The organism is Citrobacter sp. RHB20-C16 (assembly GCF_013890155.1).
GTDB lineage: Bacteria > Pseudomonadota > Gammaproteobacteria > Enterobacterales > Enterobacteriaceae > Citrobacter_A > Citrobacter_A amalonaticus.
The window spans coordinates 3,469,364-3,481,818 of record NZ_CP057630.1 but is presented as its reverse complement, the minus strand read 5'-3'; the positions used below and the strand labels follow the sequence as shown (position 1 = coordinate 3,481,818).

General features: G+C 55.3%; 13 protein-coding genes. 7 read left to right on the top strand and 6 right to left on the bottom strand.

The features are described 5' to 3' along the window. On the bottom strand, positions 1 to 1,464 hold the full coding sequence (bepA, locus tag HVX64_RS16735) for a beta-barrel assembly-enhancing protease (RefSeq protein WP_044256917.1): 1,464 nt from the start codon (positions 1,462 to 1,464) through the stop codon (positions 1 to 3). A gap of 223 nt (positions 1,465 to 1,687) precedes the next feature. Here bepA and HVX64_RS16730 point away from each other — a divergent pair, with 223 nt between their 5' ends. After that, positions 1,688 to 2,752: an AI-2E family transporter gene (locus HVX64_RS16730; protein ID WP_181825064.1), complete on the top strand. Its 1,065-nt coding sequence runs from the start codon at positions 1,688 to 1,690 to the stop codon at positions 2,750 to 2,752. Between the two features lie 183 nt (positions 2,753 to 2,935). On the opposite strand, the gene bcp is transcribed toward HVX64_RS16730, so the two are convergent. Together bcp and HVX64_RS16720 are read right to left on the bottom strand one after the other, a co-directional pair. After that, positions 2,936 to 3,406, bottom strand: coding sequence for a thioredoxin-dependent thiol peroxidase (bcp, locus tag HVX64_RS16725; protein ID WP_042999859.1), 471 nt, complete (start codon positions 3,404 to 3,406; stop codon positions 2,936 to 2,938). Continuing rightward, positions 3,406 to 3,978 carry a glycine cleavage system transcriptional repressor gene (locus HVX64_RS16720; protein WP_044256915.1) on the bottom strand — a complete coding sequence of 191 codons (573 nt, stop codon included), beginning with the start codon at positions 3,976 to 3,978 and terminating at the stop codon, positions 3,406 to 3,408. Before HVX64_RS16720 ends, bcp begins: the two co-directional genes overlap by 1 nt. A gap of 145 nt (positions 3,979 to 4,123) precedes the next feature. Here HVX64_RS16720 and dapA point away from each other — a divergent pair, with 145 nt between their 5' ends. The 6 genes from dapA (at position 4,124) to ypfH (ending at position 10,666) form a co-directional block, all read left to right on the top strand. Then, entirely contained in the window at positions 4,124 to 5,002 is an 879-nt protein-coding gene (dapA, locus tag HVX64_RS16715; RefSeq protein ID WP_042999861.1) for a 4-hydroxy-tetrahydrodipicolinate synthase, read from the top strand. A 16-nt stretch (positions 5,003 to 5,018) separates the two neighbouring features. Continuing rightward, entirely contained in the window at positions 5,019 to 6,053 is a 1,035-nt protein-coding gene (gene bamC / locus HVX64_RS16710) for an outer membrane protein assembly factor BamC (RefSeq protein ID WP_042999862.1), read from the top strand. A 112-nt stretch (positions 6,054 to 6,165) separates the two neighbouring features. Continuing rightward, positions 6,166 to 6,879 (top strand): phosphoribosylaminoimidazolesuccinocarboxamide synthase, encoded by a 714-nt coding sequence (gene purC, locus HVX64_RS16705; protein ID WP_044256914.1) that lies wholly within the window; start codon positions 6,166 to 6,168, stop codon positions 6,877 to 6,879. Positions 6,880 to 7,003: 124 nt separating this feature from the next. Next, positions 7,004 to 7,870: a neutral zinc metallopeptidase gene (locus HVX64_RS16700; protein ID WP_042999864.1), complete on the top strand. Its 867-nt coding sequence runs from the start codon at positions 7,004 to 7,006 to the stop codon at positions 7,868 to 7,870. 14 nt (positions 7,871 to 7,884) lie between these two features. Further along, the gene (locus tag HVX64_RS16695; RefSeq protein ID WP_042999865.1) at positions 7,885 to 9,894 is read left to right on the top strand and encodes a GNAT family N-acetyltransferase; all 2,010 of its coding nucleotides are present in this window, start codon (positions 7,885 to 7,887) and stop codon (positions 9,892 to 9,894) included. Between the two features lie 73 nt (positions 9,895 to 9,967). Continuing rightward, positions 9,968 to 10,666 carry an esterase gene (gene ypfH, locus HVX64_RS16690; RefSeq protein WP_181825063.1) on the top strand — a complete coding sequence of 233 codons (699 nt, stop codon included), beginning with the start codon at positions 9,968 to 9,970 and terminating at the stop codon, positions 10,664 to 10,666. Between the two features lie 40 nt (positions 10,667 to 10,706). On the opposite strand, the gene HVX64_RS16685 is transcribed toward ypfH, so the two are convergent. The 3 genes from HVX64_RS16685 to HVX64_RS16675 are packed head-to-tail and all read right to left on the bottom strand — an operon-like array spanning position 10,707 to position 12,421. Continuing rightward, the gene (locus HVX64_RS16685; protein ID WP_012906607.1) at positions 10,707 to 10,907 is read right to left on the bottom strand and encodes a YpfN family protein; all 201 of its coding nucleotides are present in this window, start codon (positions 10,905 to 10,907) and stop codon (positions 10,707 to 10,709) included. A gap of 26 nt (positions 10,908 to 10,933) precedes the next feature. Then, positions 10,934 to 12,061: a succinyl-diaminopimelate desuccinylase gene (gene dapE / locus HVX64_RS16680; RefSeq protein ID WP_042999867.1), complete on the bottom strand. Its 1,128-nt coding sequence runs from the start codon at positions 12,059 to 12,061 to the stop codon at positions 10,934 to 10,936. A 3-nt stretch (positions 12,062 to 12,064) separates the two neighbouring features. Beyond that, positions 12,065 to 12,421, bottom strand: a complete 357-nt coding sequence (locus HVX64_RS16675) for an ArsC family reductase (RefSeq protein WP_042999868.1) — start codon at positions 12,419 to 12,421, stop codon at positions 12,065 to 12,067. Positions 12,422 to 12,455 lie beyond the last annotated feature (34 nt).

Here is a 12,455-nt window from a genome sequence, read left to right as displayed (position 1 = left end):
TTACATTTTCGTGTACGGCTTAAAGCGTTCCTGCAACTGGCGCAGTTGGTCGATGCGCGCATCGTAACGCGCCTGTTGTTGGCTGCCCAGCTTCACTTGCGAACTGGCGCTGCTCAGTAACGAGATGGCCTGATCGAGACGGCCCGCCAACGCATACCCTTCCGCACGCGCGGCCAGTTCCTGATCGCGGTTATACAACGCGGCTTCCGCCTGCGCCAACAGATCCCAGCCGTTGGCGTCGTCCTTGTTGTTAAAGGTATAACGGTTAAGGATGGTTGCCGCTTCTTGTGGCTGACCGCCCTGTAGCAGGGCGTTCGCAAGGTTAAGTTGCAAAACCGGGTTGATTCGCAAATCACGCGCTTTTTTCAGTCGGGCAATCGCGTCACTGGTTTTCTTTTGCCCGAGGTCGATGTCGGTGGCCAGATCCAGATACCAGGCGTTATTGGGCTCTGCGGACAGCAGCGGTTGCAGCGCTTTGCGAGCCTCGTCGTATTTATTGGCTTCCATCGCCTGTAACGCACGGCCATACTGCGCTGCGCGCTGCTGTCGGACGTTACCTTTTGCCCACTCGTCGAGCATGTCGCTGGTCAGTTGGTTTCGCCCGGAGTTATACATCCCCAAAGTTCGCGCTTTCGCCAGATAGAAATCTTCAGAGGATTGCACCACCACCGGACGCATCTGGTTTGCGCGATTGCGGGTATCTGAAAGACGACTTTCCGGCAGGGGGTGGGTCAGCAAAATTTCAGGCGGACGCGAGGAGTAACGCGCCTGGTCGAGCAGTTTTTCCAGGAAGGTCGGCATCGCCTGCGGATCGAATCCAGAACGTTGTAAAACCTGAATGCCGATACGGTCTGCTTCCTGTTCATTTTGCTGCGTGAAGCTAATCATCCCTTGACGCGATCCCGCCAGCGTGCCGGTGAGCGCGGCCATCCCGGCCTGAGGGCTCGCCATCGCCAATAGAATGGAGCCTAACGCGCCAACCCAGGTCAGCGGCGCGCTGCGTTTCTGATCTTCCATGGCGCGCGCCAGGTGGCGTTGGGTGACGTGTGAGATTTCGTGCGCCATAACTGAGGCGAGCTGACTTTCGTTATCGGAATAGCGAAACAGGGCAGAGTGCAGCACGACGTTACCGCCAAAAAAAGCAAAGGCGTTGATTTCGTCATTGTTAATCAAAAAGAAATGGAAGGGCGTCTTGACCGAATCGGCGTGTGAAACCAGACGCATACCCAACCCATTAATGTACTGAACCAGCAGCGGATCGTTAATCAGCGGCGCGCTGCCACGCAGCTGGCGTACATAATAATCGCCCATCTGCATTTCCTGACCGATGGAAAGCGTACTTGCCGCCGAGGTTCCCATGTCTGGCAAGCTGTCCGCGGAGTTTGCGAACGCGGGAGCCACCTGACTCAGGGTCAGCGCGGCAATGAGGGTAGCAACCAGGTTCTTCTTAAACTGCCTGAACATAACCTCTGTCCTGTTTTCTTTGAGATAGTCATTTGACCGATGCCGGGTCGTATCGTTCCGTGTCTGCCGACACAGGCAGTGTAACGGCGAAATTTGTCGATGAATACCCTGCACAAATGACTTTTCAGTTTCCAGAATCAGCAATAAAAAGCGAAGTCTTTTTTGTGACATTTCGATACAATTCGGGATCGCAATCCCGCTATTGAGGTTCAGGGAAGGTTTTATGCTCGAAATGTTGATGCAATGGTATCGCCGTCGCTTTAGCGACCCCGAGGCGATTGCCTTGCTGGTTATTCTGGTTGCCGGGTTTGGCATTCTTTTCTTTTTTAGCGGATTACTGGCGCCGCTGCTGGTTGCCATTGTGCTGGCGTACCTGCTGGAATGGCCAACGGTGCGTCTTGAAGCCATCGGCTGCTCGCGCCGCTGGGCGACCTCTCTCGTGCTGATCGTATTTGTCGGCATTTTGCTGTTGATGGCCTTTGTGGTGATGCCGGTGGCATGGCAACAGGGGATCTTACTGATTCGCGACATGCCAGGCATGTTGAACAAACTGTCGGATTTTGCCGCTACGCTGCCGCGTCGTTATCCGGCTTTAATGGATGCGGGCATTATCGATGCGATGGCGGAAAATATGCGCACCCGCATGCTGACGATGGGCGATTCGGTAGTGAAATATTCGCTGGCCTCTTTGGTCGGGCTGCTGACTCTGGCGGTCTATCTGGTGCTGGTGCCGCTGATGGTGTTCTTCCTCGTCAAAGATAAAGAGCAAATGCTGAACGCCGTGCGTCGTGTGCTGCCGCGTAATCGCGGGCTGGCGGGGCAGGTCTGGAAGGAGATGAACCAGCAAATCACCAACTATATCCGCGGCAAGGTGCTGGAGATGGTGGTGGTGGGCGTGGCGACCTGGCTGGGCTTCCTGATGTTTGTCCTCAACTACTCACTGCTACTGGCCGTGCTGGTGGGGTTCTCGGTACTCATTCCTTATATTGGCGCTTTTGTAGTCACCATTCCTGTGGTAGGCGTTGCGCTGTTCCAGTTCGGTCTGGGGACCGAGTTCTGGAGTTGTTTCGCCGTCTATTTGATTATCCAGGCGCTGGACGGCAACCTGCTGGTGCCGGTGCTGTTTTCTGAAGCAGTCAATTTGCATCCGCTGGTGATTATCCTGTCAGTGGTGATCTTTGGCGGCCTGTGGGGATTCTGGGGCGTGTTCTTCGCCATTCCGCTGGCGACGTTAATCAAGGCCGTTGTCCATGCCTGGCCGGATGCGCAGGTCGTTGACGAGTCCTGATGCGTTTATGTAACAGGGAAGTGGTGAACTGTGTGCTAGTCGATGCGCTCTGAGCGAAAGGCAAAAAGGTAGCGCGAGATAAAAAGGCGAGTGTAAAAAAGGACGCTTAAACAGACAGCCGATTACCCGGCCTACACACGGTAGGCCGGACAGGGCGTCAGCCGTCATCCGGCAGCGTGAAAGTCAGGCGTTTTCTTTCAGCCAGTTCAGCACCACATCGTGGTGATTACTGGTTTTGAAATCATCGAAAACGTGTTCAATCTTACCGTCAGCGTCAATCAAGAAGCTGATGCGATGGATCCCATCATAGGTTTTCCCCATAAAGGATTTCTCGCCCCAGACGCCAAACTGCTCGCAGACCTGATGATCCTCGTCGGACAGCAGGGTAAAGTTAAGCAGCTCTTTTTCGGCAAAACGGGAAAGCTTTTCAGGCTTGTCAGTGCTGATGCCCAGCACGTCTACACCTGCTTTTTTCAGCTCATCCATGTTATCTCGCAGGCCACAGGCCTGAACGGTACAGCCTGGCGTCATGGCTTTCGGATAGAAATAGACCAGCACACGCTGTCCCTGGAAGTCGGTCAAATTTACTTGTTCTCCGTCTTGATCCGGCAAGCTAAATTTCGGTGCGATGTCACCGGCTTTCAGTGGATTCATTACTTAACTCCATCCTGTTCATCATGTTGTGAATAATTAACAACGTTAATACTGCCTTGTGCATTGAGTTCTGTACATAGTGCTTTAAAGGCCAGTTCAATATTTGCGGCATCATCCGACGCCGGACTGTGGGCGGTAATCTGGATGTATAACTGCGCCGCCTTATCATTTTCAGCAGGTTGCGTGCGCGAAACCAGTTCCGCAATGTTCATTCGATGGTTATCAAACAGGGCTGTAAATCGTTCAATTAAATGTGGCGAATCCGGTACATCAACCTGAACCCATACCGTTGCCGGCATTGGCGGACGGGGATGCGCCGTCGTACGCTTCATCACAATCAGTAAATCCAGCTCTGCACCTTTCAACGGCAGGGTCGATTCGATCAGGGTGATGGCATTCCAGGTACCCGACAGCAGCATGATAAACGTAAACTCATCGCCCAACATGGCCAGGCGACTGTCTTCGATATTACAGCCGCAACTGCTGACATGGCGGGTGATCGTGTTCACAATTCCAGGGCGATCGGCACCCAGCGCAGTAATAACCAGATAATGTTGCGATGAAGGTGTCAAACCTGTTCTTCCTTTGAGAGGTGGGGTAATCATAAGGAAAGCATAAAAAAAACCTGCATACAACAATCAGAAGGGCTCTCGTCGCTTGCTTTTATTGTCGTACCAAACGTAACATTGAGACACTTGTTTGCACAGAGGATGGCCCATGTTCACGGGAAGTATTGTCGCGCTTGTTACACCGATGGATGAAAAAGGTAATGTCTGCCGGTCAAGCCTGAAAAAACTGATTGATTATCATGTCGCCAGTGGCACCTCGGCGATCGTTTCTGTTGGCACTACCGGTGAGTCCGCTACGCTGAGTCATGATGAACATGGCGATGTGGTGATGATGACGCTGGAGCTGGCTGATGGGCGTATCCCGGTGATTGCCGGTACGGGCGCGAACGCGACCGCAGAAGCCATTAGTCTGACGCAGCGTTTCAATGACAGCGGAATTGTCGGCTGCCTGACGGTAACGCCTTACTACAACCGTCCGACTCAGGAAGGTTTGTTCCAGCATTTCAAAGCCATCGCGGAACATACTGACCTGCCCCAAATTCTGTATAATGTGCCATCCCGTACCGGTTGCGATATGCTGCCGGAAACCGTTGGTCGTCTGGCGGAATTAAAAAATATTGTCGCAATTAAAGAGGCGACAGGGAACTTAAGTCGGGTTCACCAGATCAAAGAGCTGGTTTCCGATGATTTTCTGCTGCTCAGCGGCGATGACGCGACCGCGATGGACTTTATGCAGTTAGGCGGTCATGGCGTGATCTCCGTGACGTCTAACGTTGCGGCGCGTGATATGGCGGAAATGTGCAAACTGGCGGCGGAAGGGCGTTTTGCCGAGGCGCGTACCATTAATCAGCGTCTGATGCCGTTACATAACAAACTGTTTGTCGAACCCAACCCAATCCCAGTGAAATGGGCATGTAAGGCGTTGGGCCTTGTGGCGACCGATACGCTGCGCTTGCCGATGACACCCATCACAGACAATGGTCGTGAAATTGTCAAAGCGGCGCTCAAGCATGCCGGTTTGCTGTAAAGTTTAGGGAGATTTGATGGCTTACTCAGTACAAAAGTCGCGCCTGGCCAGGGTTGCGGGTGTTTCGCTTGTTTTGCTGCTCGCGGCCTGTAGTTCTGACTCGCGCTACAAGCGCCAGGTGAGTGGTGATGAATCCTATCTGGAAGCCGCACCGCTTGCTGAACTTCATGCGCCTGCCGGTATGATTCTGCCGGTGACCACGAGCGACTACAACATTCCGGTCACCAACGGCAGCGGTGCTGTTGGGAAAGCGTTGGATATCCGTCCGCCGGCACAGCCGCTGGCGCTGGTTTCCGGTGCCCGGACCCAGTTTGCGGGTGATACCGCCACGCTGCTGGTGGAAAACGGGCGTGGAAATACGCTGTGGCCGCAGGTGGTCAGCGTGATTCAGTCTAAAAACTACACGATTGAAAAACGTGATGATGCCAGCCAGACGCTGACAACCGGTTGGGTTGACTGGAACCGTCTGGACGAAGACGAGCAGTACCGTGGCCGTTATCAAATCTCGGTTAAACCGCAGGGCTATCAGCAGGCGGTGATGGTGAAACTGGTCAACCTTGAGCAGGCCGGTAAGCCTGTGGCGGATGCCGCTTCACTGCAGCGTTATAGCACTGAGATGATGAACGTGATTTCTGCGGGCCTTGATAAGACCGCGACTGACGCCGCGAATGCTGCACAGAACCGTTCTGCCGCCACGATGGATGTGCAGAGCGCCGCGGATGACACCGGTTTACCGATGCTGGTGGTGCGTGGCCCATTCAACGTCGTCTGGCAGCGCCTCCCGGCAGCACTGGAGAAAGTCGGCATGAAAGTGACCGACAGTACCCGTTCGCAGGGGAGTATGGCTGTTACCTACAAACCGCTGTCCGATAGCGGCTGGCAGGAGCTGGGCGCTCGCGATCCAGGGCTCTCTTCCGGTGACTACAAACTGCAGGTCGGTGATTTAGACAACCGCAGCAGCTTGCAGTTTATCGATCCGAAGGGGCATACCCTGACGCAGAGCCAGAACGACGCGCTGGTTGCTATCTTCCAGGCAGCGTTTAGCAAGTAAAAAAACAGGGCTGGAGAAATCCGGCCCTTTTTATTTCCGTGCTACGCAAACGTGTGCGTGGCATAATATTCCCCGTTTTGAATACAAATGATCACACCCAGGAGTAATGAAGATGCAAAAGCAAGCTGAGTTGTATCGTGGTAAAGCGAAGACCGTATACAGCACGGAAAACCCGGACCTGTTGGTGCTCGAATTCCGCAATGATACGTCAGCAGGGGATGGCGCGCGCATTGAGCAGTTTGATCGTAAAGGTATGGTGAATAACAAGTTCAACTATTTCATCATGACCAAACTGGCCGAAGCGGGTATCCCGACGCAGATGGAGCGACTGCTCTCTGATACCGAATGTCTGGTGAAAAAGCTGGATATGGTGCCGGTCGAGTGCGTGGTGCGTAACCGTGCGGCAGGCTCTCTGGTTAAACGTCTGGGTATTGAAGAGGGCATCGAACTGAATCCGCCGTTATTCGACCTGTTCCTGAAAAACGATGCAATGCATGACCCAATGGTCAACGATTCCTACTGCGAAACCTTTGGTTGGGTGAGCAAAGAGAATCTGGCACGAATGAAAGAGCTGACCTATCAAGCGAACGATGTGCTGAAAAAAATGTTCGATGACGCAGGACTGATCCTCGTCGACTTCAAACTGGAGTTCGGTCTGTACAAAGGCGAAGTGGTGCTCGGCGATGAATTCTCTCCGGACGGTAGCCGTCTGTGGGACAAAGAGACCCTCGAGAAAATGGACAAAGACCGTTTCCGTCAGAGCCTGGGTGGCCTGATTGAAGCCTATGAAACCGTGGCGCGTCGTCTGGGTGTGAATCTCGACTAACTTACCTTTCGGGTCGGGGACGCTCTCCGACCCGCTCTTCGCACTTCAATCTTGTTTTCCTGTGGTAATCTTCCGCTGAACCGCCTACGATCATCATCATAACGAATAGAATGTTGAGGTAAGTATGCGCTGGCAAGGGCGTCGTGAAAGTGACAATGTGGAAGACAGGCGCAGCAGCTCAGGCGGTGGTCCCTCTCTGGGCGGGCCAGGATTTCGTCTGCCGAGCGGCAAAGGCGGGATTATTCTGCTCATCGTCGTGCTGGTTGCCGGGTATTACGGCGTCGATTTAACCGGACTGATGACGGGACAACCGGTCTCTCAGCAGCAGTCTCAGCGTTCCATCAGCCCGAATGAAGATGAAGCGGCAAAATTTACCTCGGTGATTCTGGCAACGACAGAAGACTCCTGGGGACAGCAGTTTGAAAAAATGGGGCGTACCTATCAACCGCCAAAGCTCGTGATGTACCGTGGTGCAACGCGAACTGGCTGCGGTACCGGACAATCCATCATGGGGCCGTTTTATTGCCCGGCGGATAGCACGGTCTATATCGATCTCTCCTTCTACGATGACATGAAAGACAAACTGGGCGCGGACGGTGATTTCGCTCAGGGGTATGTGATTGCTCACGAAGTCGGTCATCACGTCCAGAAACTGCTTGGCATCGAGCCGAAAGTGCGTCAGATGCAGCAGAACGCCTCGCAGGCGGAAATCAACCAACTCTCTGTCCGTATGGAACTACAGGCGGACTGCTTTGCCGGTGTCTGGGGCAACAGCATGCAGCAGCAGGGCGTACTGGAGTCCGGCGATCTGGAAGAAGCATTGAATGCCGCCGAAGCGATTGGCGACGATCGTCTCCAGCAGCAAAGTCAGGGGCGCGTCGTTCCGGACAGCTTCACCCACGGGACGTCAGAGCAGCGCTATCGCTGGTTTAAGCGCGGTTTCGATAGTGGCAATCCGGCGCAATGTAATACCTTTGGTAAAGGTTTTTAACTTCTGAGGCAGGGATGTCTGGTTACACCGCGCTGAATGCGTTAACCGCGCAAATGACCCGGGAGGGGATTCGCCGCCTGCTGGTGCTGAGCGGCGAGGCGTCCTGGTGTCATGAACAAGTACAGCACCTGCGCGACACGTTGCCCGGCGACTGGCTATGGGTTTCCCCTGATGCCGCCGCCGAACCCAGTTGCACGCCGCTGGCGCTGCAAACGTTACTGGGACGTGAATTCCACCATGCCGTTTTCGATGCTCTGGCCGGGTTTGATGCGGCGGCTTTTGCTGCCTTAAGCGGAACGCTGCGCGCGGGCAGTTGGCTGGTGTTACTCACGCCGCCACTGGCGCGCTGGCATCTCTGTCCTGATAATGATTCGCTGCGCTGGAGCGACTGCGCGCAACCTATTGCGACTCCCCATTTTATCCACCGCATTCGTCGCCTCATCGCGGCGGATGAACAGACGCTGTGCTGGCAACAGTCGCAGCCGTTTTGCGTACCGTATTTTTCAGAACGTCCTCACTGGCAGTCCGCAACCGGTGCGCCGCTGCCGGAACAGGCCGCTATTCTGACGCAACTGCTCCGGATGCCCGAAGGGATCGCCACGGTGACCGCCGCGCGTGGACGTGGGAAATCGGCGCTGGCCGGTCAGTTGATTTCACGTATTACGGGCAACGCCCTTGTGACGGCACCGGCGAAAGCGGCAACGGACGTGCTGGCGCAATTTGCCGGTGACCGTTTCCGCTTTATGGCGCCAGATGCGCTGCTGAGTGCGGAGGTTGATGCCGACTGGCTGGTGGTGGATGAGGCGGCGGCGATCCCTGCGCCGCTCCTTCAGCGTCTGGTTTCCCGTTTTCCGCGCGCCCTACTGACAACGACCGTACAGGGCTACGAAGGCACCGGACGCGGCTTTTTGTTAAAATTTTGCGCCCGCTTCCCGGAACGACAGCGTTATGAACTTCAGCAACCCGTCCGCTGGGCGCAGGGATGTCCGCTGGAGAAATGGGTTAGCGACGCGCTGGTTTTTGATGATGACGATTTTGCGACTACCCCGCAGGGCTGCATGGTGATTAGGCCTTTCGAACAGGACGCCTGGCAGACGCAACCGGAAATGCCTCTGGCGGTCTATCGGCTGCTTTCCGGGGCGCATTATCGTACCTCTCCGCTGGATCTACGCCGAATGATGGATGCGCCGGGGCAGCATTTTTTCCACGCCACCTGTGACAGGGAAATCGTCGGGGCACTCTGGCTGGTTGAGGAAGGCGGTCTTGCTCCCGAACTCAGCCAGGCGGTCTGGGCGGGATTTCGGCGACCGCGGGGGAATCTCGTCGCGCAGTCGCTGGCGGCACACGGTGGCGATCCGCTGGCGGCTACCCTGACCGGTCGTCGAATCAGTCGCATTGCCGTCCATCCGGGACGTCAGCGTGAGGGGATTGGACAACAGCTGATCGCGCAGGCTCATACGGCACACTGTGACTATCTTTCCGTGAGCTTTGGCTATACGCCGGAGCTGTGGCGCTTCTGGCAGCGCTGTGGTTTTATCCTGGTGCGGGTAGGCAACCACAAGGAGGCCAGTAGCGGCTGCTATACCGCAATGGCGCTCTTACCGCTAAGCGCGGCAGGCAGGCGCCTGGCCGAATATGAGCACCACCGTTTGCGTCGCGATGCGGATATTCTTACGCGGTGGAATGGGGAGGCGATCCCGGTTGAACCGCTGAAAGCGACTACGCTTAATGAAGATGACTGGCAGACGCTGGCAGGGTTTGCTTTCGCGCACCGTCCGTTGTTGACCTCTCTCGGTGGTCTGAACCGCCTGCTGTCGACCAGCGCGTTGCCGCTACCGGCGCTGCGGGGCAGCCTGCAAGCACGCCTCAGCGATGCGGAACTCTGTGTGACATTGCGCCTTTCAGGGCGCAAAGCACTGCTGAAGCGTCAGCGGGAAGAGGCGGCGCAGGCGTTAGCCGGGCTGGATCCCGCACGGACTGAGCATGACCGTAATCGCATTCTGCAATGGCAATTTTTTCACTAACTCCTTCAATTTTCTGGCATGGTCATTGCGATTGAGCAGCGTAGAATTAACGACATCAGTTAAGGAGATCGCCATGAAACATGACCATTTTGTTGTTCAAAGTCCGGCCCAACCTGCTCAACAGCTGTTGCTGCTGTTTCATGGCGTGGGTGATAACCCCGTTGCGATGGGAGAGATTGGTTCGTGGTTTGCCCCTCTCTTCCCGGACGCGCTGGTGGTCAGTATCGGCGGCGTTGAGCCGAGCGGACCGGCATCCGGGCGGCAGTGGTTTTCCGTGCAAGGGGTGACGGAAGAGAACCGTCAGGCACGGATTGACGCTATCATGCCGGTGTTTATCGAAACCGTACGTTACTGGCAAAAACAGAGTGGCGTAGGGGCAAATGCCACGGCGCTGATTGGTTTCTCGCAGGGCGCGATTATGGCGCTGGAGAGCATCAAAGCCGAGCCTGGGCTGGCCTCGCGGGTGATTGCGTTTAACGGACGCTACGCCAGCCTGCCGGAAACGGCATCGACCGCCACCACGATTTATCTGATTCACGGTGGGGAAGATCGGGTCATTGAGCTTTCGCATGCGGTAGCCGCCCAGGACGCGCTGTTAAGCGCAGGCGGGGATGTCACGCTGGATATTGTGGAAGACCTCGGTCACGCGATTGACGACCGTAGCATGCAGTTTGCACTCGACCATTTGCGCTATACCGTGCCGAAGCACTACTTTGATGAAGCGCTCAGCGGCGGTACGCCGAACGATGATGACGTAATTGAGATGATCTAAAAGACAAAGCCGGAATGGGGAAACCCCTTCCGGCTCTGGTTTATTTCTTCGGTTGGTCTTTCTTCGGCCAATCGTCGTCGTCATCCCACTTATCGTTAAAATCACGATGCGGGGGAAGTTCCGGTTTATTCGCGAGGAATTTTTTGTGGTCGACGCGTTTGAGATCCTTGATCACATTCAGCAGCACACCTACCAAAAACACCAGCACCAGAATCCACCAATATTTTGCCAGCCAGTCCATGCGCGTTACCTCTTGCAGGAACCTCGTCAGGCGACGAGTTGTTCCATTATACGTTGATACATACGGGCAAGCAGTTGCAGGTCGGCGGCGTTCACACATTCATTAATTTTATGAATCGTGGCATTCACCGGACCGAGCTCTACGACCTGCGCCCCCATACGAGCGATAAACCGTCCATCGGACGTACCGCCCGTGGTCAGTAACTGCGGTTTAATTTCATTATAGTGCTCGATGGCGTTCACGACTGCATCCACCAGTTTCCCGCGATCGGTCAGGAACGGCTGGCCAGAGAGCCACCAGTCAACGGTATAGCGCAACTGATGTTTCTCGAGCAGCGCGTGCACCCGCGCTTTGATCATCTCGTCAGTCAGTTCGGTACTGAAACGGAAGTTGAACTGCACAAACAGTTCACCGGGGATGACGTTATTGCTACCGGTACCCGCCTGGACGTTGGCAATCTGCATGCTGGTGGCCGGGAAAAACTCATTGCCCTGATCCCACTCAATATTCACCAGTTCATTGAGCATCGGCGCGGCGCGATGTACCGGGTTATCCGCCAGGTGTGGATAGGCGACGTGACCCTGCACACCGTGGATAGTCAGGTTACAGGTGAGCGATCCGCGACGGCCGTTTTTCACCACGTCACCCACGACTTCGGTACTTGAGGGTTCGCCAACCAGACAGTAATCCAGGCGCTCATTTCGCGCCATCAGCGCCTCAACCACCTTAACGGTGCCGTTTTTCGCGCTGGCCTCTTCATCGGAGGTGATCAGAAACGCCAGCCGCCCTTTGTGGTTAGGGTGCTGAGCGACAAAACGCTCTGCCGCCACCACCATGGCCGCCAGCGAACCTTTCATATCCGCCGCGCCGCGGCCGAACAACATCCCGTCGCGGATGGTTGGCTCGAAAGGTGGGTTGATCCAGCGATCGGCATCGCCCGCCGGCACGACGTCGGTGTGACCGGCAAACGCCAGCGTCTCACCCTGTCCGCGCCATGCCCAAAAATTCTGTGTATCCGCAAAATCCATGCGCTCAACGGTAAAACCGATCGCACGCAGGCGCTCAATCATCAACGCCTGACATCCGGCATCATCCGGGCTCAGGGAAGGGCGGCGAATAAGCTGTTGTGTCAGCTCAATAACCGGGCACGACATAGACTACACCTCGTCAAAAAACTGCTGATAACTGGATTCACTAAAACCCAGCAGCATAGGCTTCCCGGGCGCACAGAGCAATGGGCGTTTGATGATTGCCGGCATTTCAGTCATTAATGCGGCGGCGGACGCGGCATCCGTGATGTGACTGCGTGTGGTTTCATCCAGTTTTCGCCACGTCGTCCCACGGGTGTTGAGAAGCGGTTCCCACCCTAATTCATTGATAAATGAAGTGAGAAGTGTGCTGTCCAGACCATCGACACGGTAATCATGAAAACGGTAGTCAATGCCGCGCGCTTCCAACCAGCGGCGGGCCTTTTTAATGGTGTCGCAATTTTTAATACCGTAGAGGGTAATCATGTGCATCCTTATTAACGTAAACTGATTATATAAT

Bases quoted from the DNA above. Each gene is read 5' to 3' on its own strand.
- HVX64_RS16685 (WP_012906607.1), bottom strand. From the start codon at position 10,907: ATGGACTGGCTGGCAAAATATTGGTGGATTCTGGTGCTGGTGTTTTTG.
- dapE (WP_042999867.1), bottom strand. From the start codon at position 12,061: ATGTCGTGCCCGGTTATTGAGCTGACACAACAGCTTATTCGCCGCCCT.
- HVX64_RS16675 (WP_042999868.1), bottom strand. From the start codon at position 12,421: ATGATTACCCTCTACGGTATTAAAAATTGCGACACCATTAAAAAGGCC.
- bcp (WP_042999859.1), bottom strand. From the start codon at position 3,406: ATGAATCCACTGAAAGCCGGTGACATCGCACCGAAATTTAGCTTGCCG.
- purC (WP_044256914.1), top strand. From the start codon at position 6,166: ATGCAAAAGCAAGCTGAGTTGTATCGTGGTAAAGCGAAGACCGTATAC.
- bepA (WP_044256917.1), bottom strand. From the start codon at position 1,464: ATGTTCAGGCAGTTTAAGAAGAACCTGGTTGCTACCCTCATTGCCGCG.
- HVX64_RS16730 (WP_181825064.1), top strand. From the start codon at position 1,688: ATGCTCGAAATGTTGATGCAATGGTATCGCCGTCGCTTTAGCGACCCC.
- HVX64_RS16695 (WP_042999865.1), top strand. From the start codon at position 7,885: ATGTCTGGTTACACCGCGCTGAATGCGTTAACCGCGCAAATGACCCGG.
- bamC (WP_042999862.1), top strand. From the start codon at position 5,019: ATGGCTTACTCAGTACAAAAGTCGCGCCTGGCCAGGGTTGCGGGTGTT.
- dapA (WP_042999861.1), top strand. From the start codon at position 4,124: ATGTTCACGGGAAGTATTGTCGCGCTTGTTACACCGATGGATGAAAAA.
- ypfH (WP_181825063.1), top strand. From the start codon at position 9,968: ATGAAACATGACCATTTTGTTGTTCAAAGTCCGGCCCAACCTGCTCAA.
- HVX64_RS16700 (WP_042999864.1), top strand. From the start codon at position 7,004: ATGCGCTGGCAAGGGCGTCGTGAAAGTGACAATGTGGAAGACAGGCGC.